Here is a 23,813-nt window from a genome sequence, read left to right as displayed (position 1 = left end):
CAGGATCATGATGAAAGAAGGACTCCCCATGAAAAAGAAGGAATTACGGCGTTTCACCATCCTTTTCGCTGTGGCCGTGTTAGGTTTGGGCAGCGGCTGCGGCACACCGCCAGGCAACCTGTCTGCCGCCGTGGATATTCAGGAGAAAAAGGCTTCCGTCACCCCGCAGTACAAGATTTCCTGGACGATGCATCAAAACCTGCCGGTGCCGGAGGATGCGGAGATGGTGCGGTATGTGGAAGATAAATTTCACGTGGATCTGGACGTCTGGAATCTGGAAAACAATAAATATGAAGCGCTCCTGGACATCCAATTAGCGCAAGGCGCAATTCCCGATCTTTTCAGGATTCGGCAGCCGCAGGACCTGCTCAAATATCAACAGCAAGGCCTTCTGGCCGAAATTCCCGAAGACAAGCTGATCAAATATGCCCCCTATATCAATTTTGTAGAAAGCAATCAAAGTCATCTCAAAGCATAAACAGTCGTACTAAAGATTAAATAGTCGTGCTACGAGCCGAGCGAGAAGCGGGGGATCCACTCCTGTTTTTCCTCGGCTTTTTTTCTCTGTTTCAAAAGGGTCGCAAGACCCGTAAATGCAGGGGAAAGCGGATGACAGGGAGGAAGAGGAAATGCAAGCGGGGCAAGGGGTTCGAACGTTTTCCTCGTGTTTTTCTCGATGATTTCCTCCGATTTTTTCTCCGATTATCATTAGCCCTATCTCCTGTTTTTTCCCTGTCTTTTCCCTGCCTTTCGTTCGACTTTAATTGCTTTTTTGCCCCCGATTTTGCTCATCCTGAACTCAATTTTGCCCCGTTTCTTATCACGACATTAATTGCAGGGAGGATTAGGGAGAAGGGGATAGGAAGAGAGGGAAAAGCCTTGGGGCTGTAGGGTTCTACCCACCGAGTAGAGCGAAGAGCCACAATACTGATGTCTGGCTAAGTAAAATAGTTAATTTCCAATAGAGTTGGCTATCTGAACAAGTTCAGAGATACTATACAAAGGAACAAAGTCACCATCTTCAACCTTGTTCGATGCTAATGCATAGGTTAATCCATTATTTCTCCAATATAGCCCGCTTAAGTTCGGTGTGCTTTGGATCCAGGTTTGTGTCCCGTCGTTTAATTTAGGACCTTTTTTTCCGTCCGGCTTGGATTTGACCTGCGAATTTGAAACGGCCAATATCAGTTGCTCTCCGCGCTCTTCATTAGCAAAGGTCAGTTGGATCAAATCAAAGTTAGCTGGGACGATATCGGCAGACTGATGGGTAATCGGAAAAGGAACTTTAGGAATGGGAACCTCAAAAGGTACTTCCAGCAGGGTTTCTTCAAAAGATTGGCAACAATCTGTGCCCGGGTCCCATACTGCTACTCCATCTCTTATTGATAATCCTGCGGAATATCGGGGAGTTTGATTGATCTCCTCAGCAATAGGTGAGGCATGATTCTGTTTCCCAGTTCCACAACCACCAGCTAGCAGCAGAAGAGCAATAATGAAGCAAACAAATATGATTTTTTTCAAAATTGATCATCTCCTGTCATATTCCTTAATTATGCCCTGAATCCGTGAACTTGAACAAATAAATCCTGAGGCGGACACAGGAAAATGCAGCCAAGAAGGCGAATTATTCAAGTATTTGGAACCTTCAAAGCCATTCACCTGTGGGGTGCATGATGAAAATCCGTTTTGTCCGATCCAACGAACTCATTCTGTCCACCCATGCCGGTCTCGCTACCGTCGGTGCCTTGCTGGCACATACCAAACTCACAAAACGCCTTAACCATACCCGACTCACAGATGTAGAACATCCGTATCATTCTCACTCCGACGTGATGAAAAGCTACATCGGCTTGCTGTGTCAAGGAAAAAGCGATTTCGATCACATTGAGCCGTTTCGGAACGACGATGTCTTTCAGATCAGTCTGCAACTGCAGCGCGTGCCCTCCAGCCCGACGCTTCGCCAACGCCTGGAGCGCGCGGCGGAAACGAAGGCGGGATGGAACGAGATTCTGCTTGAGGAATCCGCTGATCTGATCCGTCGCATCCAGGCGCCGTTGACCGGAGTTCAGGCCGGATCTCGTGTTTACATCCCGCTGGACATCGACGTTTCCCCCTTCGACAACTCCGGTACCAAGAAAGAAGGCGTTTCTCGCACGTACAAAGGCGTGGACGGCTATGCGCCGATCTTTGCCTATCTGGGGCAAGAGGGGTACGGCGTCAATGTCGAATTGCGGGAAGGCAGCACCCATGTCCAGAACGGCACCGCGGCATTCTTGACCCAAAGTATTGCCTATGCACGGCGCATCACGGATCAGCCGATGCTCGTGCGCATGGATGCAGGAAACGACAGCCTCGAGAATCTGCATGTGTGTCACCGTGAGAATGTGGACTACATCATCAAAGTGAACCTTCGCAGGGACCCCAAGGAGGCCTGGTTGCACGTTGCCGAGACCTCGGGCATCTGCTGCGAGCAACGCGAAGGCAAGAAAGAATATGTCGGGTTCATCGAGTTTCCGGAGAAAGGATTTGACCGCCCTCTTCGACAAGTCTTCCATGTGATCGAGCGAACGATTGACCGAGATGGACAAATCCTGCTGGTTCCCGAACTGGAAGTGGATGTATACTGGACTTCGCTTCGCTGTGCACCATGGCGGGTGATTGAGTTATACCGGGATCACGGCACCAGCGAGCAATTTCATAGTGAAATCAAGACGGATCTGGATTTGGAACGGTTGCCGTCCGGGAAATTTGAAACCAATCATCTCGTGTTGCACGCAGGCGTGTTTGCGTACAATTTGCTGCGCATCATGGGGCAGGAGAGTCTGCGCAAAGACGATGCGCCTATACGCGGCAATGTGCAGCGACGCCGGATTCGGACGGTGATCCAGAATATCATCTACATGGCGGTGCGGTTGATACGACACGCCCGGTTTAACTTTGGCAAGAACAGCCCATGGTCCCCCGTATTGGAGCGGATTTACCACGCGTTTGCATGAGCATGGATCGAAACGAATCGTTTTACTCAAAACCTGCAATTTCGCAGGTTTATTTGGCATGCACAAATTTGTCGTTCAGGCCTCATTGAAGCTTCAAAGGATTGGCAAATCCATCCCGGTGGCCATCTCCAGGAGAGTATAATCTGATTTTGAATCCGTCACATTAGAACGATTTAGCAAATATCACGGATTCAGGTATGCAATAAATTGAAAATAATTACCAGTTTGGAGTATACTAGAGAAGTAAGATATCTATTCCATATAGATTATCTTAAGAAATTATATTTAGGAGGGATTTTACTTATGACTAGTAATCAAAAACATCTCAGATCCACTTTAGTTTTCACTTTAGTAAGTAGTCTGCTTCTAACCATCTTTAATCCGGTAATTGCTTCCGCAGCAACTAAGACTAGCGAAACTCCCAAGAGCATTCTACAATATGGACCTGATGGAGGAATTACTTTCACAATCAGTCTAATCGCTCAAAGTACGATAACATACTCAGGCACTTCGGGCTCAACAATCACATTCTCCAAATCCGATAGCAGTGTTAGAATACCACCTGGATATTCTTATGGTGCATCTGCATGTGGAACTCAGATTAATGTTCGTAATTATACAAGTATGAGCGATCCATTTAAGAACAGTACTATAAACTTACCATATACTTCTTCTTATTGGACAGAGCCGGGTACAGTTGCTATCTCAGGGAAAAATAGTGGTAGTGATTGGAGTAGACAAATTGGTGGTACATTCACTGCAACATTCCAAAATGAAGGGTATGCCCAACCATCGCCTAGTAAATGCTTTCTCTTGAGTAGTGGAACTGTGTCGGACACACTATCGTTTAGTAACTAATAACAAGGAGGGAGAAAAATGCATAAAATGAGATTTCTTATAACATCTTGTATAGTATTACTTGTAGCAGTTAGTTCATCTTTATACGTATTTGCAACTAATAAGTATTTGGTTACAGATGAACAAAAAAAAATGATAGAAAATGCATTTAGTGAACTGAAAGATCAAAATAACTCTATAGGAAAAAGCAATTATATGTTCTCGGGGGATGACATTAAAATAAGTAAATCGGAATTTGATTTTTACAAAGTAAACATTAAACTTATGTATCAATTGAACGCAACATTAGACAACTCTTCAGATAAAATAGCCAGTCTTCCTACAGATCAGGAATTAATAGATGAGATGCTGAAAAAACGAATTACGGTACAACATGCTAAAAAAATAGGTATCACTGTAACAGAGGGTGAAGTTAAAGAGGTTATAAATCGGGAAAAAAATATGCTTAAAAGTGAAGAGGTTGATGCTCAAAATCAAGCTCTTATTAGAGAGATAATGAACCAGAGAATTAAATTAACTGGACTTTCTGAAGAGGAATTTTGGGACAGTGATCTGGTATTCAAAGAATATGAAAAAACACTTTATATAGACAAATTATATAACAAATTAATTAGCGAAAAGGTAATAGATGACATTCGAGGTTTTGAAGAATTTCAGAATAAATTACTCGAAGAATATAAAGATGCCCATAGTATAGATTTAAAATAAATTTAGCCGGATACTCTCCCACTAACAAGGGGGGCTGTAAAATAAACTCGTATTATGAGGTTAGCCAACTTAACTGGTTAACCTCATTTTGATTTAAAATAGATATACTTAAATTTAGTATTGAAATACTTGATTTATTCGTGGTAGTATTTGGGTAGGAGTTATGTTGATCAAAAGGGACTAATCCCGAATCTTCTTGTTATAAATTTCTCGATTATAAAATAAGGAAATAACCTAACTTTTATCTTGAAAGAAGGTGATAAATTGATTGAATCGTTCTGGAATATCTGTCTGCTCCACGATATATCAACACGTGATCAGTTGCTTCGCGAGGCCATTCGAGTAAAGCGGACGCAACAACTTCTGAAACAGCAACAGTTGGCCGAAACGGAGCTAATGACGGAACCTGAGAAGCTGTTTCAGTGGATGAAGGAACGCGCCTTAGACAAAGAATTAGGCCATTTTCCCGGCGATCGGGATTTATTTTATAAATTATACCATGCAGGCAAGGATATGGACTTGTTGGAATACGCCATGCTCACCATCCAACAAGATCGTGTTACAGGGAGCATTGTCGTCCATCCAGGAATCGTCGAGCGGTTTGTCGATCAGTGTGAGCGACATGGTTGCAAGAACATTCTGTTTGCAGAAGCTGAAAAGTATATCAAAGGACTCATCGAAACGAAATGTTACCATCGACCATGGACAATCACATTGTTAACGGAAAACTACATCATAGGCAGATTGTTCAAAACGTATTTCGAGCCCTATTCCAATATCCGCATCGTTCAAGGGTCCATTTATCAACCGTTGCCTGCAGAACATCAATTCGACGCGATCCTGGCGATGCCGAATTTCGGGATGAAAATGAACGATGACGATGTCGCGGTTCGGGAATCCGAAGGCGCAGCGGCCAGCTACCTCCTTCCACTCTTGCAAGACGGCGGGAGATTGAGCGTGACCTTTCCTGCACGGATGCTGTTTCAATCCGGCGCGATCGCCAGCTGGCGGAAGAAAATGAATGAACAGGCGCCGGTGCAAACGATCTATTCGCTTCCGGACGGCTTGTTTCGTCCCTACACTTCTATCAAGACCTATCAGGTTGACTTCGGCAAAGTGCCTGTGGAAGAGGTGATCCTCGGGCGACTCCATATGGAGAAGTCAAAGCTTGTGGGGGAACGGGAGATTACCATCCATCCGGATCAGTTCCGAGAGCTGGATCATTGGCGAATCGAACTGCTGCTGGATGAAGATCAGGATATACTTCGTTCGTTCCAGCAAGCGGCAACCCCGAAAGTGAAGTTGCGCGATGTGGCAGAAATTTTTCGGGGAAAATCGATTCTTAAGCAGGATCTAAAGCCCGGGAACATTAAGGTGCTGAATATATCCAATCTGGATGACGGCGAAGTGCTATTGGATCAGCTTGAAACGATTGACGAGGAAGAGAGGAAAGTGAAACGTTACGAGATTCTCCCGGGTGACCTGGTCATGACGTGCCGCGGCACCGTGAACAAGCTGGCTGTATTTCCGGAGGCTCAAGGGATGGTCATCGCTTCCTCGAATATGATCGTGATCCGATTCAAGTCGGCCATCAAGAGTCATTTTGCCAAAATGTTCCTGGAAAGTCCGGTCGGGACGGCCCTTATTCAAAGCTTCCAGCGGGGGACGACTGTAATGAATCTGAACCCGGCGGATGTGGCGGAATTGGAATTGCCTCTGGTACCGGAAGATAAGCAGCACGAGTTAATAGAGCAATATATACGGGAAAAAGAACGATATAAAGAAGTTGTTCGGGAAGCGACGAATCGCTGGGAACAAGTGAAGAGCCAGTTATACGAGGAACTCTACTGAGGAGGAATTAGGATCATGGCAACAGCGAACATTGGATTCGAGGAAAAATTATGGAGCATGGCCGATAAACTGCGCGGCAGTATGGATGCAGCGGAGTATAAGCATGTAGTGCTTGGCCTTCTATTTCTGAAATATGTGTCGGATGCATTTGAAGAAAAATATGAAGCATTGAAACATGAACCGTATGCTGATCCGGAGGACCGGGACGAATACGTGGCAGAAAATATCTTCTGGGTACCGAAGGAAGCGCGCTGGAGCCATATCAAGGATAACGCGAAAAAGCCGGAAATCGGGCAGATCATTGATAATGCCATGATTGCCATCGAGAAGGAAAATCCGTCGCTGAAAGGCGTGCTGCCGAAGGATTATGCTAGGCCAGCGCTGGATAAAACCCGCCTTGGCGAAGTAATCGACCTGTTCTCGTTCAAGGTCGGCGATGAAGAGAGCCGTTCGAAGGATGTTTTGGGTCGGGTATATGAGTACTTCCTTAGCAAATTTGCTAGCGCGGAAGGCAAGAATGGCGGCGAATTCTACACCCCGAACAGCGTGGTTCGCCTGCTCGTTGAGATGATTCAGCCGTTCAAGGGCCGCGTATACGACCCCTGCTGTGGTTCCGGCGGCATGTTCGTGCAGAGTGAGAAGTTTGTAGAGGAACATCAGGGACGCATCGGCGATATCGCGGTGTATGGGCAAGAGTCGAATCCAACAACGTGGAAGTTGTGCAAAATGAACCTCGCTATTCGCGGCATCGACGGCAATCTTGGAGAGCATCATGCGGACACGTTTCACAATGATTTACATAAAAACCTGAAGGCCGATTACATCCTGGCGAATCCGCCATTCAATATCAGCGATTGGGGCGGCGAACGACTGACAGAAGACGCTCGTTGGGCGTATGGGGTACCTCCCGCTGGGAATGCCAACTATGCGTGGATTCAGCATATCGTGAACAAGCTTGCGCCCAGCGGTGTTGCAGGCTTTGTACTTGCGAACGGCTCCATGTCGACAAGTACGACGGCGGAGTTCGAGATTCGCAGCAAGCTGGTTAATGCCGATCTGGTCGATTGTATCGTCACCTTGCCGGGTCAATTGTTCTATTCCACGCAAATTCCGGTTTGTCTTTGGTTCATTGCCAAAAATAAAGCGCCAAAGGGCCTTCGGGACCGCCGTGGTGAAATCCTGTTTATCGATGCTCGCAAAATGGGCCATATGGTGGATCGGACACATCGCGAGTTGAGTACGGAGGATATCCGGAAGATCGCCGATACGTACCACGCATGGCGCGGTCAAGCTGAAGCCGGTACGTATGAAGATGTGAAAGGCTTCTGTAAAGCGGCGAAGCTTGCGGAAGTGCAGGAACACGAATACATTCTGACACCAGGCCGTTATGTCGGGGTTGAAGATGTGGAAGAAGACGGAGAACCGTTCGAGGATAAAATGGCACGGCTGACTTCGGAGCTGGCGGAGCAGTTCGCCAAGTCCCGGCAACTGGAAGAAGAAATCTGCAAGCGGCTTGGGGGGATTGGGTTTGAGTTCTAATGGATTTATTTGTGCGAAATTAGATGAGGTGGCTTTAGTAGTAATGGGTCAATCGCCAAAAGGTGAGGACTGTAATCTAAACGGAATAGGGATACCATTATTAAATGGTCCAACAGAATTCGGAACCAGCTATCCCACCCCTGTTCAATATACAACAGATCCCAAAAAGATAGCCAAGAAAGGTGATTTATTGTTTTGCGTTAGGGGCTCAACGGTTGGCAGGATGAATTGGGCTGATCGTGAATATGCAATAGGTAGAGGATTAGCCTCAATTTCACCGAAATACATTGGAGAGGAACATTATATTAAGGCTCTAGTTGATTACAACCTTCCACACATACTTAACATTGCGACTGGATCTACGTTTCCTAACGTGTCTAAAGATACACTTATCCAGTTGGATGTTTTGATAGCGCCTAGAGAAGAACGAATTAATATCTCTAAATTATTCAAAAGTATTGATAATAAGATCGAACTTAACAACGCCATCAACAAAAACCTTGAAGAATTGGCCCAAGCCCTTTTTAAGCGGTGGTTTGTGGACTTTGAGTTTCCGAATGAAAACGGCGAACCGTATAAGTCCAGCGGCGGCGAGTTTGAGGAAAGTGAGTTGGGGTTGATTCCGAAGGGTTGGAGAGTTGGTATTTTAGATGATCTTTGTGAGATGATTTTTAGCGGAGGTACACCTTCAACTAAAAATGAAGCTTATTGGAATGGTGATTTATTTTGGTTGTCTTCAGGTGAAACAAGAAATAGATATATTATTTCTACAGAAAAAAGAATTACACAAGACGGTGTAGAAAATTCATCTACAAGATTAGCTAAAAAGTATGATGTAGTAATTGCATCAGCTGGCCAAGGCTCAACAAGAGGTCAAACGTCTATTTGTTTAGTTGATACTTATATTAATCAATCAATAATAGCTGTAAGAGCAAAAAAAGGCAGTACATTCCCCAGTTATTTGTTTTTTAATCTTAGTACTAGATACGAAGAATTAAGGCAAATCTCTGATAGTAATAGCATAAGGGGAAGTTTAACCACAAATACTTTAAAAAAACTAAAAATAATTATTCCTCCGATTGAGATTCAATATAAAATCTGCTCTGTGCTTGACCAAGTTATTAACTGTGCAGAATACTATCAAAGACAAAATGAGTACTTAACCCAAATCCGCGACACCCTTCTCCCAAAACTGATGTCCGGCGAGATCCGCGTTCCTGTCGAGCGGGATCACAATGTTGCCGACCTGCCAAAGGTTGCGGAGAGCAGCGTAACTTATCAACCCTAACCCAAAGGAGGTGCAACGATGGCCTACTATACGACGTCCTACACCGAAAGCGACCTGGAGCAGGCCGCACTGGAGTGGTTCGAGGAACTGAACTACGGGAAAGCTTACGGTCCGGATATTTCTCCCGAAGGCGAGTATCCCGAACGGCAGTTTTACCATGATGTCATCCTGAAAGACCGGCTGCGCGATGCGCTCATTCGTATCAACAAACATGTGCCGCGGGAAGCGATAGAGGAAGCGATCAAGGTCGTTGAAGTGCCGCGCAGTCCCAGCCTGCTGATCAATAACAAGGCGTTCCAGAAGATGATTACCGATGGGATCGACGTGCAGTATCAAGCCGCCAACGGCGAATATCCGACAGAGAAAGTATGGCTGTTCGACACCGACCCGGACCGGATCGACAACAACGACTTTCTGGTCGTCAACCAGTTTACCGTCGTTGAAAATCAGGGAGAGAAGCGCCCGGATATCGTCGTGTTCGTAAATGGATTGCCGATCGCCGTATTTGAATTGAAAAGCGCCTCCAACGAAGAAGTCGGGATCAGCGATGCCTACAATCAGATGCAGACGTATAAAGGAGCGATACCGTCCCTGTTCACGTACAACTCGTTCCTGGTCATCAGTGACGGTGTGAATGCGCGGGTAGGCACGTTGACCGCCAATGAAGATCGGTTTATGATGTGGCGCACGATCGACGGCGATGACGTGGCGCCCTCCTCCCTGCCCCAGCTTGAAGTGCTTGTGAAAGGGATGTTCGAGAAAAGTCGGTTGCTCGACATTATCAAGCATTTCGTGCTGTTTCAGACCGATGGGGAGCATCTGTTCAAAATATTGGCGGGATACCACCAATACCATGCCACCAACAAGGCAATTGCAAGTACGGAACGTGCGACGATGGACGAAGGTGATCGCAAAATCGGCGTCATCTGGCATACGCAAGGCTCCGGTAAAAGCTTGTCCATGGTTTTCTACGCGGGAAAACTTGTTCTGACGCTGAACAACCCGACGATCGTCGTGGTGACGGACCGGAACGATCTGGACGATCAGTTGTTCAGCACGTTCAGCAAGTCGAAGGACTTGCTCAGGCAAACGCCTCAGCAAGCGGAAAATCGGACTCATTTGCGTGAGCTTTTGTCGGTGGAGTCGGGCGGGATCATTTTCACAACGGTTCACAAGTTCACTCCTGATGAAAATGAAGACAAGTATCCTGTACTTACGGAACGCCGCAATGTGATCGTGATCGCAGACGAGGCGCATCGCAGCCAGTACGGGTTTCAGGCGGAAATGGTCGCCGGGGAAGACGAAGCGGCCATTAAGTATGGCTACGCCAAGTATATGCGCGATGCGTTGCCGAACGCTTCTTATATTGGCTTTACCGGAACGCCGGTTGAATTGACAGATAAAAATACGCCTGCTGTTTTCGGTGACTACATCGATATTTACGATATGACCCGAGCTGTAGAAGACGGAACGACGGTCAAAATCTATTACGAAAGTCGAATTGCCCGCCTGGAGTTGTCGGAGGCGGAGCGCCCAGTCATCGACAGCGAGTATGAGGAAATTACGGAGTATCAGGAATATACGCAGCGGGAGCGTTTGAAGTCGCGTTGGGCTCGGCTAGAAGCGTTGGCCGGTACGGAGAAGCGGGTTAAGAAAGTCGCTCAGGATGTTGTCGAACATTTCGAGCAGCGGCAGAAAGCCGGCTTCGGCAAAGCGATGATCGTTGTGATGTCGAGGCGGATTGCCATCGATATGTACAAAGCGATTGTTGCTCTCCGACCGGATTGGCATAGTGACGACGATAATGAAGGCAAGATTAAGATTGTCATGACCGGAAGTTCCAGCGATCCGGAGGAGTGGCAACCTTTTATCGGCAACAAGCGGCGCCGTGAACATCTTGCGAAACGTATGAAGGATGTGAACGATCCGCTTCAGATCGTCATTGTCCGTGATATGTGGCTGACCGGGTTTGACGTGCCGAGCATGAATACCATGTATATCGACAAGCCGATGAAAGGCCATAACCTGATGCAGGCGATCGCCCGTGTGAATCGGGTATTCCGCGACAAGCCGGGTGGTTTGATCGTCGATTACATCGGAATAGCGGATTTGCTGAAATCGGCGCTTCAACAATATACGGAAAATGACCGCAAAACCGCCGGTATCGACACGGACCAGGCCGTTGACTTTATGCTGGAAAGGCTGCAGCTCATCCGCGAATTGCTTCATGGGTATGACTACAGTAAATTCGCTTCGGAGAAAGCATCCGAACGGATGAAGGCCATTGTTGAGACGGTCGATTACGTTCTCGGATTGGGTGAAGAGAGCAAGCGGAACTTCCTAAATTGGACGACGGAATTAGCAAGAGCCTTCTCGCTTTGCGCGACGACTCCCGCCGCTGAGGAAGTTAATGTCGAAATTAGCTTCTTCAAGGCGGTAAAATCTGGTATTATTAAGTTGATAACTGATGAGAACAGGAAGAAAACGACGAAAGAACTCGACGCCGAGTTGAATCAGCTCATTTCGAAATCGGTCGTATCCGATGAAGTCGTTGATATTCTGGAAGCGGTAGGTTTGCAGAAACCCAACATCGCGATCCTATCGGATGAGTTCCTGGAACATGTGCGCGGGTTGAAGCAGAAGAATCTGGCGGTGGAACTTCTTCGCAGGCTGCTTCAGGGTAAAGTGAAGGCCGTTTCTCGGACCAGTATTGTGCAATCGAAGAAATTTTCTGAGATGCTGGAGGAAGCGATCCGGAAATACAACAACCGTACCATTGAGACGACTCAGGTCATCGAAGAACTGATTCAAATGGCCAAAGAAATGAACGAGGCTGTCAAGCGTGGCGAAGATCTCGGTCTGGTCAAAGAAGAACTGGCTTTTTATGAAGCTTTAGCTTCGAACGAATCGGCCAAAGAACTGATGGGCGATCTGATGCTGAAGCAGATCGCACATGAACTGACCCAAGCGATCAAAAGCAACATCAAAGTCGACTGGACGCTTCGTGAGAATGTACGGGCGCAAATGCGGATTACCGTCAAGCGGCTGTTGAAGAAATACGGTTACCCGCCGGATCTGGAGAAGATGGCCATTGATCTGGTGCTTCAGCAAGCCGAATTGATGGCGCAGACAGAGACGGGAGAATTTAAATATTAACTGACAACGGGTGTAGCTAGCTAAATGGTGATTGCTACACCTATTTTTTATTGGGGTGTTATATGGTAAAGATAAACAATATCTTCGATCAACTTTTTATTAATAAGCAAGATGAACTCTTGAAAAAGTCTGTGGCCTTTGAAATGGCCCAAAAACTGCATTCGGATTCAGCCAGACCTCAATTATTAGAAATTAGAAGGTTATTTGGAAAGCCTGGGCAGTGCTTCTCATCTAGTATCGGGTCTCACCCTGATTTTTGCAATCTAAGAGAAGATGAATATCAATACCATTATATTGTGTCTGTTTTCATGGATATTTCAGGATCAACACGTCTTGGGTTAAAGTTCAATTTGCCAGATGTAAGATTTTATAAGAATGCTATTTTGAGTTCTGCTATTGAAATTTTTCAGGCTTTTGATGGACATATACACAGGTTGCAGGGTGATGCGGTATTTGCATTTTTTGGACATAAAGGTATGAAAAAGGCGGATGCTATTATTAATGCGCTAAACGCTGCGTCTTTAATGCAAGCATTTAACAAGACTACATTAACAAACTTTTTTCAAACAAACGGCCTCGAACCTTTAAAAATTCGAATAGGAATTGATATTGGAAATGATGAGAGCGTTCTGTGGTCCAAGTATGGTATTGGTGATATAACAGAAATCACAACAACTAGTCTTCATACGGATCTGGCCGCGAAATTACAATCAAGAGCGAATGGAAATAGTATAATGATTGGAGAAAATGTTTATAAATATTTAGACCTCACTGAAGAATACTTGGATATTAAGACCTACCAAGAAAATTATCAGATTGTTGAGGATAGGTACATTCTTAAATCACCCAAATACTCGATGAGATTATTTAACTGGAATAAGTATCTTAGTCAGTTTCCATTTTTACCAAAGGAGGGGGCTGGTGCTATTGCCTCTCCTGATCAGTTTGAAATTAAGTGCTTCTTATTAATTGATGGGAAAGAGATTGAATATAGGAGTAACAGTTTTGCTCTGGAGAAAGGAATAAATCTAAAGTATGAATTAGTACCTAAATTTATTAAGCCATCTTACATAAAATGGAATGTAGAAAACACGGGGGAAGAAGCAACAAATGATGGTGCTTTGAAATTTCCAATGGAGAAGTACAACAATAAGTATGTGTGTTATCAATCAACGAAATATAACGGACATCATCATATGGTATGCTCTCTCTATCATAGGGATAATACCTTGATGGCAAGGGATAAGTTTGGCATTTATGTAAGTGACAATAGACGGCCATTTAAAAATTTAACAGGGTCAAAGCTTGTTGAACTTAAGTGAGGTTGTTCACAAATGAAATGCTTTGCTTATAGCTTGCTCAGGAATTGATTAAAGTATGGACAAAGGACAGCTGTTGGAACCAGTCCATTTCGGACCTTCTTAAAGGAGTAGAGAGATTACGTAAATTTATCGACTATAACGATTGTGTTTGATTTTCCAGATTTCTCATTCTATATCAAAGAACACGGAGCACGAGATTATTTAATGATGCATAGAAAACGAAGCGATAACCAAGAATTCTGGTATGGGGTGATATAATGAATAGTAATCTAGAGTTTGATTATCATAAGCATAATTCCGTTTATATCAGTGACTATATTAAATTTGCTGATACTAAAGCAGGGGTTGCTCTGGGAATTAATGTTGCATTAATTGGTATATTTGCGGAAACTTTAAAAAGCAGTTGGACTATTACGGCGCTAAAATTATCTGACTTATTCTTGATGGTTTCGCTGTTGTCGCTCATTGTCGCATTGTACTATATCTTATGGAGAGTGCTTTGGCCCCGTTATGTTAAGAGTACAGAATTATATTTATCATGGGGAGGTATTGGTTCCTTCCCGACGAAGGAGGACTATTATAATCATCTTAAGCAACAACCAGAGGCTCAGTTTCTTAAAGATTTAGCGACCCAAAATTATTCATTAGCACAAGTATGTATAAAGAAATACCGGAACTTTGAGCGCGCTGTGATTTTTTTGACTATGGGTGCAATCTCAGGTGTAGCTGGCTGGTTGCTTATTTAAGGATTATTTTGTGTTATGTTGTTAAGGGTTAAAGCATACTCTGCACATATGAAAAAGGTGGGGATATTTTCATGAAGCGATTATTAAAAAAGTCGCTAAACCCAAGTGATCTTAATAAGTTATTTCAGGCTGGTCAGCTCACTAGAAGGGCAATCTATGGTAGTTTAGATCCTCAAATTATTCATGAACATTTCTCGATTACAGATGTAGAAGTTGGTGATAATGCAATATTAGAAACACCAGGTGTGACATTTGTATTCGACCTAGAAGGTTCATCTGCTAACATTCGTGATCGTGGTGAACGGGATTTTATCGACACTTACGCAGAAATGTTTAGCAATCTTACCGACATCATATATCGTAATAATGGCATTGTAGAAAAATTTCCGGGTGATGGGATTAGCGCCCATTTTTTGAAACTTGGGAATGAGCAAGGTCTATCTTTGTCCAGATATAGAGCTGCTACTGCCGCATATGAAATGCAAACATACATGAGTAGACTTGGTTACAGGGGTTATCGAATTAGTATGTGGAGCGGTGAATCAACGGTGGCAACGACAATTGGAAACGAAAACCATCATGAGCTTATTAGTATCGGACATGGTGTAAATATGGCCCATAAGCTTGAGAAGATTGTTAAAGAGAACGGATTTACCGTGGGAATGGACTATGAAATTTCGATCCATTACAGAAGAATAGCTGCAAAAGCTATAAATGAACGGGTCCTACCACAGAGTCTGATGACTCATGACGTAAAGCATTGGTATGGTGTAGTCTAATACTTAATTTTCTCGATTGACATCCACAGTTCAAGTGGTCGATAATTTAGTCTAAAACTTATTTTTCAAAAGCTGACGATTTTCCAACTCAAAAACCGCATCAGATCAACAATTACAGTTTAATACTTTATTTTCTTCGAACATCATGAAAGCCATCCGGGAACATGCGCCCGCCTACCGGGATTACGGAAAAATCGACGGGAAATATTACGCCATTCCTGTCGTCAATCCCACGAACATTTATCGCATCCCTGTAGTTTACAGGAAGGATTGGCTGGACAAGCTGGGCCTGCCTATGCCGGAGACGCTGTCCGACTTTGAAAAGGTCATCTATGCGTTCGCGAATGAGGATCCGGACGGCAACGGGATCAAGGATACCTACGGTTTGTCCCTCGAAGGGATGAATGTGGTGTTTGGCGCCTTCGGGCAGATCGTGTTCGCGGACCAGATCTACTTCGGGAGGAAAGACGGGAATCTGGTGATCGGCGCTTTGGAGCCGGAAATGAAGGAAGCCTTGCAGTACCTTCGCAAATGGTACCTTGACGGCATCATCGATCCGGAATTTATTACCGGGGAGAATAAAGGGGGCTATAAACATCTGTCCCATGCTTTCATTAATGGAAGAATCGGCATGACCTCAATGGGCAACTACTATCACTGGATTCAAGACGGCGATTATTCGGCATGGACTTACGACGGCCATTCGGGGGGCAAGGAGACTCCGGTAGAAGCCGCCTATAATGCGAAGGAATTAACCGCCAAAAATCCGCAGGCCCGGATTGTGTTTGGTCAACCCTTTAGCGGACCCGACGGCAAACGAGGTTCCAAAGCCTATGACATGCTGATGAGCTTCACCGCGATCGGCGCGGACGCCGCCAAAGAGCCGGGCAAGCTGGAGACGATCCTGCAGATTCTTGACGATGTCAGCGCCAATCCCGACCCGGAAGAAGATGCTTCGTTGAAATACGGGGTTAAGGGAAAGCACTGGGTATGGGCAGAGCCCGCAAAGGAGGATGTCATTGTGCTGCCTCCTTATGACCGAATGTTCAGCTATCAGAATACGATCGGCGCCAATCTGGGCATGACGATCCCTGTGATGCCTACAACGCGAAGAGAGCAATGGGCTAAGGCCTTGGGCCTCGACCGGGACGGTGTCTACAATGCCTTGGAAGTGGCGACTCCCTCCCTGATCAAGGATGGCCCCGAGCTCATTAAGCTGCGGAACAAAGCCTACATCTCTTTCATCACAGGCGACCGTCCTTTGGAGGAATTCGATGATTTCGTTCAGGAGTTTATGGCGGCCGGCGGAACCGAGGTCCTGCGGGAAGCGAATGAGTGGTATCATCAGCATGCCGTGAAGTGACTGCCCCGGTTGGGGGAACTAGGCCGTATTTTAAATATTTGCCGCAACGTTCCGTGCCTGCTCGTCCAATTTTTGGGCGGAGGCGGCGATATTGTTGAAGTCTTCCATGGTTACTCGTATCTGTTGCTGACTCTCCTCAATGGAAGATTGGACGCGGTGGATACCGTCCGATATCTCGGTTATCTCCTTTGTAATGCCGCTAATGGCGTTTTGCACCTTGACGATGGATTCCGACACCTCGCCCGACAGCTTGCGCACCTCTGCGGCCACCACATCAAACCCTCTGCCGTACGGCCCCGCATGGGCCGCCTCGATGGCTGCATTTAGGGCGAGCAGGTTGGTCTGAGAGGCAATATCGCGGATCGTCTGCACAATCCCCTGGATTGACTTGGCTTGCTCCTGCAGCCCCTCAAGGGTAAGGGTGTTATCCTCCGAAAACTCGGCAATCCGGTCCACGCTGAGCAGCAGCTCCCGGCTCCTTCCGATTCCCGCTTCCGCATGCTGATTTAAGCCTTGAGAGGCCGCCTCCAATTCTTTAACCACCATGGACAGGCTGAATTGGCGTTGGGTAATATCCGTTGCAATTTTAGAGACGCCGATGACCTCGGACTCCTGTTCATCATAGATCGGTATATAAGTGGCCTCCAGCCACACTGTTTCACCACGGGCATTTTTCCGTTCAATCTTATCCTGAAAGCTTTGCCCGGACAGCAGCGCCGTCCAGAACTGCTCATAAACCGGTGAATTAGCAAATGAGTCAAAGCAGAAGTCCCGATGCCGCATTTTCATTATATCCTCAATTGAATATCCCATGGTATCGGCAAATACCTCGTTTACATAGGTCACTTTACGATCGATATCGAAACGGATCATGGCTAAGTTCTTCTCCATCGCTCTGAAGACCAATTCGTTCGTTACCGCCGGTTTGTTCATCATTTGTGTCCACCTCTCACTGTTAAATAAAGCAGCGCACCATAATATACCAGTTTAACAACTGCATCTGAACAATAAATAGACATGCTGGCAGCGGAAGCAGGCTGCCGGTTCGTTCCGGCAGCCTGTCGTCCTTTTATTAGGAGTTCTTCAATTTGACCGGGAACAGCAAATCCAATTGATGCTCATCGCTCTCCGGCCAATTGAGATGGCAATGATAAACGTAATTCAAATGTTCCTCCAACAATCCGCCCATAAACTCTCCATGGTCATTCAACATATTGGCTTCATATTTCGGATGATTATGAACCCAATCGGACAGCCACTTCCATTCATGGAAGTTCCCCAATGTTATGGTATGCGCCGCATACATACCGCCGGCAAACCGCTTCTTCACCAGCGGCGCCGGAACTTCCATTTCGGCAGGGATCGTCACCCAAAACTCGTACCCGTAATACGGTTTCTCATCGGAAGGGTTCGGATGATTAAACCCAAATACACGAGCGTCTGGTTTCACGTTATAAAGTCGGCTCTTCTTTAGGAATTCCGCGAGCTGCTCTCCGGCATTCTCCTCAGGGTTCTCCCCCACATAGTGACTCGCCGCGACTGTACAGGGGGGGACGTGGATCATTCTCACATTTTCAAGCTTTTGCAGTTTCGCCGCTGCCGCGTTTAGATCATTCATTGACTTTTCCTCCCTTGGATCGAAATGAGATAAGGATAAGGAGTCAATTTCATGAAGCATGCTTTCATCACACAAAAGATCGCGGTTTATTTCAAGCGCATGGTTTCTTTCCAACTCTTCGATCAGCCTCGTTATGATTTCTTTGATCGTGGCCAACGACTCTATAGTGCTCGTCAGCTCCTTCACTCGTTCTTTAAAAATGTCCACAGCCGCTGCCGCGTCTTCATGTTCAAGGATAATCGCGATCTGTTTTAAGGGAATACTTAATTTCCTTAAAATCATGATTTGTTCGAGACGCCTAAGAGAGGCTTTGTCATATGTCCGGTATGCATAGCCTTCCTTTTTCGTACTGGCGATCAGCCCGAGCTCTTCGTAGTACCGAATCGTTCGAGTCGTTACTTGAAAAAACCTCGATACTTCGCTAATGGTTGCAAGTTCCATAAAAACCCTCCTCCCCTTCAACATGAAGTCTATAGGACGCCGCGACGTCAAAGTCAATGGCACGATCAGCAAAACATAAGGACAGAAAATGCCGCTATTTTGAAGGTTCAGCCGCCGGATTGTCGTTGCAATAGCTGCCAGCAAGTTAGTATCGGTTATCCGCGCATCGCCATTTTTCTTGGAACCTGCGAATACTACTTCTTTACCAGTAATATTGTTGTAAGGCAAGGAATTTCATCATCAATAACCGTTCAATATTACTAATTCCGCAGGATAATTGTGTCAAAAAAGCGACTTTTGCACCTTGGAGGACACAGGAAAAGTGGGTAGTCTATGCTTAGTTTATCCAAGATAAGATCAGGGAGAATCAGGTACAGCCGATTACGGTCGGGGGTACGACCCTTGTGCAGGTCCGTCCGCTTTTTGAAGCGATGGGACTGGAAGTGAAGTGGGATAAAACCAGCGGAGTATCAAGCGACGGCACGTTCAAGAGCACGGACCTGATCTTGGCCTCACTCGACGCTACGGATACGCTCGTCCTCACCTACGCGGACGGGACCGTCGTCCGCAGCCTTTTCTTCGATCACGCTCCCGGCAGCAAAAATTCGCTCAAGAATATCCAAATCGGGAAAAACAATTTCTATATTTCCGAGGATCAGTAGCGTCTTAAGCAAAGCCCCTTCTGCTGAATGAACAGCGGAAAGGGCTTTTTTAATGGATAATATTCCGGAATCGGCGTTCCCAGTCCTCGGAACATGGATGATTATGGCCAACAAGGCCCTATTCCACTTATTTCCTGATTATAATAATAAAAAAAATCCCGCAATAACTGCGGGATAATAGCTAATTCTAATACCAGCATCTATGCTTTCTTTCATTTCAGGCAAAACCACTTTAACGGTTGTGCGTTGAATCGCTTTTACTTTGTTAGCGGCAATGTTTCTTGATTTGTTCTTATTTTTGTTTTTAGAAACTCCCTTAGCTTTGCTTGCGGGCGAAAGAACGTAATATCTTGATCTCGATCTAGGCATAAAAACATTACTCCCTTCTGTTTGTTCTAATAATAATTGTGTTTCTCAATGTTTTTTTCATGGCCGGGCACATTTACTTTAACTGTTGTACGTTGAATGATTTTCGCTTTGTTAGCGGCAATGTTTTTGGATTTGTTCTTATTTCTGTTTTTAGAAATTCCTTTAGCTTTGCTTGCAGGCGAAAGGATGTAATATTTAGCCATAATATACAGCGCCTCCCTTCTGCTTAATCTAGTATAGAATATGAAAAGTTCAGCAGATAGTTTGTATCGATATCTATAAAACTAAGAATAGTCAGATTATCTGATAAGCGCATCATGAAATGACGTTCATACCGAAAGAAGTTAGCGCCGATATTTTGACCAAATCACCATTTCATTTGACGAATGGCACAGAATTCACCAACATTTACGGAAATTTAATGTCCGCTATGTACGCGGCGGTAACACAGGAAGTATGCGTTATCATTGGGTGGCATGTGAATCTATAAATTAGGCTCATAACTCCCGAAAGCCAACTCCCCCCAATTTTCGATGCCAACTTCAATTTTAGAAATCCTAACTTTCTCAAAAAAAACAACGGCTCCCCCTGCCTGCTACCAGGACAAGGGGAGCCGAAGCACCCGGAAATATTGTTACTTGGTTAGTCGTCTGCGGCTTAACCATACACCGAGAACGATCAGTCCGAGACCCGTCAAATAGTACGGATAACGGCTTTCTTCACCGGTCTTCGGAAGCATGGATACCGGCTTCTCCGATGCCGGAGTTTGCGGCTTCGGCTTCTCCGGCTTCGGCTCGCCGCGTGGAATATCCTCTTCTCCGACATCAACGGTAGGCGTTTCCGAATCATCCGCCGAAGGCGTTTGAGGTGTTGCCGGTTCGCCTCTCGGGATATCTTCATCCGGCACTTCTACTTCGCCGGTCGGCGGCGTCTCCGGATTTGACGGAGTCGAAGGATCGCCCGGCGTTACCGGAGTCGATGGACGGTCCGGTCTCGTTGGGTTCCCGGGATTGCCCGGATCGGACGGATCGGACGGATCGGACGGATTCGACGGCTCGCCAGGTTTAACGGGTACCTTGCTGTTCGTTACGGTCATTTTCAGCACATTGCCTTGGCTCGTAATACTGGAGTCGATCGTTACGTTCCAAGTTGCCTGATCGATCTTATATCCTTCCGGAGCGGCTAACTCCTCCAAAATATAATCGTCATACAACAGTTTCGTAAACAGGGCTTTGCCTTCCGCATCCGTAGTAATTACGTTCGGCGCCCGTTTGCCCGCTGCATCGTAAAGCGCGAACTTCGCTCCCGCCAGCGGCTTCGTGTTGTCGTCGCGGTCCACCTTCGTCACTTCCAGGCTGCCCGTTACGCCGCCGCCCGAACCTGAACCGGAGGAAGTACGGACAATGACCTCTTCCGTCGTTTCCCTAAGCTCGGTCTTCAGCTGATCTCCTTCGAGCGCTACTTTATTTTGCACAGCTTCTTTATCTCCAGCGGCAATGAACGACTGGTATTCTAAAATATAAGCCGTGGAGATGGCGTCCGTGAACTTTAATTCAAACGTCTCTTGATCGCCGTCAAGCCTTGTGATGGTTAACGTGTAGTCCTTCCCTTTGGTCAATTCTTCCGCTTTGACCGCTTCACCGTTTGCATTGACCTTGGCTTTGTAGAGGCGGAACGAATCTTCGATCAAAACCTGATTCACGCTTGGATAATCGATAATTTTGGCGTTGGAAATATGCGACTGGCCTTCATTAATGCGAATCGTCCAATCGATTTTATTTCCATTTTGGGCGCCTTTCTTCGTCACGTACTCGCCGCCATGCGGAATCGTCACGCTGGCGTTCCATATCGCCGCTTTATCGCTGCCGTTCCACAGCTCAGCGGTATTATCCATCGTCTTGACAATCAACGTGTCCTGCAGCGATGTTTTGAACTCGATCCAATAGGCCGATGCGATCTTGTTCTTAAATTGAACGGTCAGTTTGTTTCCGTTCGCTTCGGACGGTTCCGTCACCTCGTATTGAGCAGCCGAAACTTCAGCGCCCTTCTTAACGCCATTGCGTCCCCCCGTCAGCTCCATCGCATACACCTTTACCGAATTCGGAACAAACTTCTGCTCCTGCTTCAGAACATCCGTTACGATGGCTTTGTCAAGCGGATCGAGATTGTAATTCATCTTAATGTTCCACGTGATCTCTTTGTTGACAGGATCGTAGCTGCCGTCTTTACCGCCATTGTTTTTCGTATAATCGTCGGAGGAGAAGGCGGCTTCCCGTTGGATCGGCCCTTTCTTCTCGCCGTCCTCGGTCCACGTCATGACAGCTCTGTTCTTAAAATCGAGCTTTCGCTCCTTCAGCCAGCCGATGTTAAACTTCGTTTCATACTCGATCGTATACGTGGTGTCAATGGTCTTCAGGAACTTGATGACAAAGCCGCTGCGTACATTGTCGTACTCAACCTTATAATCGCTTTTAGGAACGAGCTTCCCATCCGCTTTTACGATCATGGAATCCGGAACGAATTCAAGACCGCCCTGCGGGAACGTATCCGTAATGACTACATCCTTCATGCTGTACTTGCCGCCGTCCGGCCGTTTATCGCCGTTGACCGTAATCAGCCATTTCGCCGTTTTGCCGGCAAAATCGATGTTCTGTACGCCTTTCACCAGAGCGCGGCTTCCTTGGGCCGGGGTGGTCACTTCCTTGGACGCATCACCCGACACGACTTTGTTCTTCACCTGCTTCCCGTCGGCGATCGTCCGATCGACCGGCTTCGTCTGGTAAACGATCGTATAAGGCGAATCGATATCCTTCTCGAATTGAAGGCTGAATCCGTTCTTACCCGCCGATTCGGCGGTGTATTCATCCTTGGCAACCAGATCTTTATCAGCCTTCGAATCCCCGTTGTACACCTTCAGCGAATCGGCAATCCATGTATGAATTTCGCTGAATTCATCCGTGATGACCGCTTTCTCTTTTGGAATCTTCTTTTCATTGAAATTGTATTTCACAGTCCAAGTGATGATTCCGGTGCTGTTATCCACGCTAAACGATTTATCCAAAAATTGGCCGCGGTTTACCGTTACCGTAGCGGTCGATTTGGCATCTTCCGTTCCGTCGCCGGACAAGACAGCGGTGTTTTCAAAGCGCGACTGCTCACCGGTAAGCTTCGTCGAAAAGCGAATCTCATAAGCCTTGCCGATCGTCTCATCCTGGAACGCAAGCTCCAGTTTCGCGCCACCGTTCGTTTCGACCTTATATTTGCCGGAATCTACCTTGTCGCCAAGGGCCGCCGATCCGTCACCGTTAACTTGCAAACGGTAAACCTCCACAGAGTCAGCAATAAGCTCCAAACCTTCAGGCAGTGCGTCAGTGATCACCGCGTGCTTGATTTTTTCCAGCGACTTGTTAACTTGAACCGTCCAATCGATCCGATCTTTGCCGATCGCTTTCCCTTGCTTTTCGATCAGCTTTCCGCCCTTCGGCTTCAGATTCACGATAGCGGTCTGCACTCCGCTTTTTACTGGAATGGCAATAACGACTTCCGTACTGCCTTTAAGGACTTCCTTCTTAAATTCCGTACGAATTTCCAGCTTGCCGGCGATGTTGGAATGACTCTCCACGTAATCATTGAAGGTCATCACAACTTTCCCGTTCAGATCGACCGTAAACCGGCCGACTTTCCCTTGATCGGCAAGAAGCGGGGCATCAATATCCGTAAAAATTTCAAACTGCCGCGGCAGCTCGAAGCTGAATGTATCTCCATTCTTGTAGCCGTGTCCGTTTGGAAGCTCCCATTCATAGCTGAGGTTGACGGCCGCGCCGACGTCCAAACTGCTATCGGGATTATACACCGCATCAATCACGGTACCGTTTAAATCGGTTAACACGACTTTGGTTAAAATACTCTCCGCACTGGCGACTGGCCTGGCGACTGGCGCCGGCCGGTCATATACGCTATCCGTCACGGATTCTTGCGCGCTGCCCGTTGATTCTTGCACGCCGGCCGCTGCGTTCGCCGTCCAAACGGATGCGCCATACAGCGTCTGCATCAGCAACAGCAATGCCACAACGATTCCACAAACCTTTTTCCTCATAATCTCTCCCTCTGTCTCTAC

The 23,813-nt window shown here is 46.4% G+C and carries 19 protein-coding genes; 13 read left to right on the top strand and 6 right to left on the bottom strand.

Features of this window, described 5'->3' with window-relative positions; translation table 11 throughout:
- Positions 1-28 precede the first annotated feature (28 nt).
- On the top strand, positions 29-478 hold the full coding sequence (locus tag NYE74_RS04325) for a hypothetical protein (RefSeq protein ID WP_316560513.1): 450 nt from the start codon (positions 29-31) through the stop codon (positions 476-478).
- A gap of 473 nt (positions 479-951) precedes the next feature.
- On the opposite strand, the gene NYE74_RS04320 is transcribed toward NYE74_RS04325, so the two are convergent.
- A complete protein-coding gene (locus NYE74_RS04320; protein WP_316560514.1) occupies positions 952-1,521 on the bottom strand; it encodes a hypothetical protein in 570 nt (189 codons plus the stop codon).
- 152 nt (positions 1,522-1,673) lie between these two features.
- Here NYE74_RS04320 and NYE74_RS04315 point away from each other — a divergent pair, with 152 nt between their 5' ends.
- The 11 genes from NYE74_RS04315 (at position 1,674) to NYE74_RS04265 (ending at position 16,606) form a co-directional block, all read left to right on the top strand.
- Entirely contained in the window at positions 1,674-2,996 is a 1,323-nt protein-coding gene (locus tag NYE74_RS04315) for an IS1380 family transposase (RefSeq protein WP_316560535.1), read from the top strand.
- Positions 2,997-3,299: 303 nt separating this feature from the next.
- Positions 3,300-3,854 (top strand): hypothetical protein, encoded by a 555-nt coding sequence (locus tag NYE74_RS04310; protein WP_316560515.1) that lies wholly within the window; start codon positions 3,300-3,302, stop codon positions 3,852-3,854.
- Between the two features lie 18 nt (positions 3,855-3,872).
- On the top strand, positions 3,873-4,562 hold the full coding sequence (locus NYE74_RS04305) for a hypothetical protein (protein WP_316560516.1): 690 nt from the start codon (positions 3,873-3,875) through the stop codon (positions 4,560-4,562).
- A 396-nt stretch (positions 4,563-4,958) separates the two neighbouring features.
- The gene (locus NYE74_RS04300; RefSeq protein ID WP_316560517.1) at positions 4,959-6,413 is read left to right on the top strand and encodes a restriction endonuclease subunit S; all 1,455 of its coding nucleotides are present in this window, start codon (positions 4,959-4,961) and stop codon (positions 6,411-6,413) included.
- Positions 6,414-6,428: 15 nt separating this feature from the next.
- The gene (locus NYE74_RS04295) at positions 6,429-7,952 is read left to right on the top strand and encodes a class I SAM-dependent DNA methyltransferase (protein ID WP_316560518.1); all 1,524 of its coding nucleotides are present in this window, start codon (positions 6,429-6,431) and stop codon (positions 7,950-7,952) included.
- Positions 7,942-9,240, top strand: a complete 1,299-nt coding sequence (locus tag NYE74_RS04290) for a restriction endonuclease subunit S (RefSeq protein ID WP_316560519.1) — start codon at positions 7,942-7,944, stop codon at positions 9,238-9,240. Before NYE74_RS04295 ends, NYE74_RS04290 begins: the two co-directional genes overlap by 11 nt.
- A gap of 18 nt (positions 9,241-9,258) precedes the next feature.
- Entirely contained in the window at positions 9,259-12,396 is a 3,138-nt protein-coding gene (locus NYE74_RS04285) for a type I restriction endonuclease subunit R (protein ID WP_316560520.1), read from the top strand.
- Between the two features lie 62 nt (positions 12,397-12,458).
- Positions 12,459-13,718 carry a nucleotide-binding domain-containing protein gene (locus NYE74_RS04280; RefSeq protein WP_316560521.1) on the top strand — a complete coding sequence of 420 codons (1,260 nt, stop codon included), beginning with the start codon at positions 12,459-12,461 and terminating at the stop codon, positions 13,716-13,718.
- 257 nt (positions 13,719-13,975) lie between these two features.
- Positions 13,976-14,464 (top strand): Pycsar system effector family protein, encoded by a 489-nt coding sequence (locus NYE74_RS04275; protein ID WP_316560522.1) that lies wholly within the window; start codon positions 13,976-13,978, stop codon positions 14,462-14,464.
- 71 nt (positions 14,465-14,535) lie between these two features.
- Positions 14,536-15,243, top strand: a complete 708-nt coding sequence (locus NYE74_RS04270) for a hypothetical protein (protein ID WP_316560523.1) — start codon at positions 14,536-14,538, stop codon at positions 15,241-15,243.
- A gap of 145 nt (positions 15,244-15,388) precedes the next feature.
- Positions 15,389-16,606 carry an extracellular solute-binding protein gene (locus NYE74_RS04265; protein ID WP_316560524.1) on the top strand — a complete coding sequence of 406 codons (1,218 nt, stop codon included), beginning with the start codon at positions 15,389-15,391 and terminating at the stop codon, positions 16,604-16,606.
- 30 nt (positions 16,607-16,636) lie between these two features.
- Here NYE74_RS04265 and NYE74_RS04260 read toward each other — a convergent pair whose 3' ends face one another.
- Entirely contained in the window at positions 16,637-17,542 is a 906-nt protein-coding gene (locus NYE74_RS04260; protein WP_316560525.1) for a methyl-accepting chemotaxis protein, read from the bottom strand.
- A gap of 136 nt (positions 17,543-17,678) precedes the next feature.
- On the bottom strand, positions 17,679-18,893 hold the full coding sequence (locus tag NYE74_RS04255; protein WP_196427449.1) for a MerR family transcriptional regulator: 1,215 nt from the start codon (positions 18,891-18,893) through the stop codon (positions 17,679-17,681).
- A gap of 116 nt (positions 18,894-19,009) precedes the next feature.
- On the opposite strand from NYE74_RS04255, the gene NYE74_RS04250 reads away from it, so the two are divergent.
- Positions 19,010-19,327, top strand: coding sequence for a stalk domain-containing protein (locus tag NYE74_RS04250; protein WP_371860980.1), 318 nt, complete (start codon positions 19,010-19,012; stop codon positions 19,325-19,327).
- Positions 19,328-19,465: 138 nt separating this feature from the next.
- Here NYE74_RS04250 and NYE74_RS04245 read toward each other — a convergent pair whose 3' ends face one another.
- The 3 genes from NYE74_RS04245 to NYE74_RS04235 all read right to left on the bottom strand — a co-directional run bounded on the left by NYE74_RS04245 (position 19,466) and on the right by NYE74_RS04235 (position 23,792).
- Positions 19,466-19,696: a hypothetical protein gene (locus tag NYE74_RS04245; protein ID WP_240752236.1), complete on the bottom strand. Its 231-nt coding sequence runs from the start codon at positions 19,694-19,696 to the stop codon at positions 19,466-19,468.
- Between the two features lie 26 nt (positions 19,697-19,722).
- Positions 19,723-19,899: a hypothetical protein gene (locus tag NYE74_RS04240; RefSeq protein ID WP_240752237.1), complete on the bottom strand. Its 177-nt coding sequence runs from the start codon at positions 19,897-19,899 to the stop codon at positions 19,723-19,725.
- 431 nt (positions 19,900-20,330) lie between these two features.
- On the bottom strand, positions 20,331-23,792 hold the full coding sequence (locus tag NYE74_RS04235; protein WP_213510135.1) for a collagen binding domain-containing protein: 3,462 nt from the start codon (positions 23,790-23,792) through the stop codon (positions 20,331-20,333).
- Positions 23,793-23,813: the final 21 nt, after the last annotated feature.

The organism is Paenibacillus sp. FSL P4-0127 (assembly GCF_038007325.1).
Taxonomy (GTDB): Bacteria; Bacillota; Bacilli; order Paenibacillales; family Paenibacillaceae; genus Fontibacillus; species Fontibacillus macerans.
The sequence above is the reverse complement of the archived record's forward strand: the minus strand, read 5'-3'. Positions and strand labels throughout refer to the sequence as shown.

Bases quoted from the DNA above. Each gene is read 5' to 3' on its own strand.
- NYE74_RS04325 (WP_316560513.1), top strand. From the start codon at position 29: ATGAAAAAGAAGGAATTACGGCGTTTCACCATCCTTTTCGCTGTGGCC.
- NYE74_RS04315 (WP_316560535.1), top strand. From the start codon at position 1,674: ATGAAAATCCGTTTTGTCCGATCCAACGAACTCATTCTGTCCACCCAT.
- NYE74_RS04310 (WP_316560515.1), top strand. From the start codon at position 3,300: ATGACTAGTAATCAAAAACATCTCAGATCCACTTTAGTTTTCACTTTA.
- NYE74_RS04305 (WP_316560516.1), top strand. From the start codon at position 3,873: ATGCATAAAATGAGATTTCTTATAACATCTTGTATAGTATTACTTGTA.
- NYE74_RS04300 (WP_316560517.1), top strand. From the start codon at position 4,959: ATGACGGAACCTGAGAAGCTGTTTCAGTGGATGAAGGAACGCGCCTTA.
- NYE74_RS04295 (WP_316560518.1), top strand. From the start codon at position 6,429: ATGGCAACAGCGAACATTGGATTCGAGGAAAAATTATGGAGCATGGCC.
- NYE74_RS04285 (WP_316560520.1), top strand. From the start codon at position 9,259: ATGGCCTACTATACGACGTCCTACACCGAAAGCGACCTGGAGCAGGCC.
- NYE74_RS04280 (WP_316560521.1), top strand. From the start codon at position 12,459: ATGGTAAAGATAAACAATATCTTCGATCAACTTTTTATTAATAAGCAA.
- NYE74_RS04275 (WP_316560522.1), top strand. From the start codon at position 13,976: ATGAATAGTAATCTAGAGTTTGATTATCATAAGCATAATTCCGTTTAT.
- NYE74_RS04270 (WP_316560523.1), top strand. From the start codon at position 14,536: ATGAAGCGATTATTAAAAAAGTCGCTAAACCCAAGTGATCTTAATAAG.
- NYE74_RS04265 (WP_316560524.1), top strand. From the start codon at position 15,389: ATGAAAGCCATCCGGGAACATGCGCCCGCCTACCGGGATTACGGAAAA.
- NYE74_RS04260 (WP_316560525.1), bottom strand. From the start codon at position 17,542: ATGATGAACAAACCGGCGGTAACGAACGAATTGGTCTTCAGAGCGATG.
- NYE74_RS04245 (WP_240752236.1), bottom strand. From the start codon at position 19,696: ATGCCTAGATCGAGATCAAGATATTACGTTCTTTCGCCCGCAAGCAAA.
- NYE74_RS04240 (WP_240752237.1), bottom strand. From the start codon at position 19,899: ATGGCTAAATATTACATCCTTTCGCCTGCAAGCAAAGCTAAAGGAATT.
- NYE74_RS04235 (WP_213510135.1), bottom strand. From the start codon at position 23,792: ATGAGGAAAAAGGTTTGTGGAATCGTTGTGGCATTGCTGTTGCTGATG.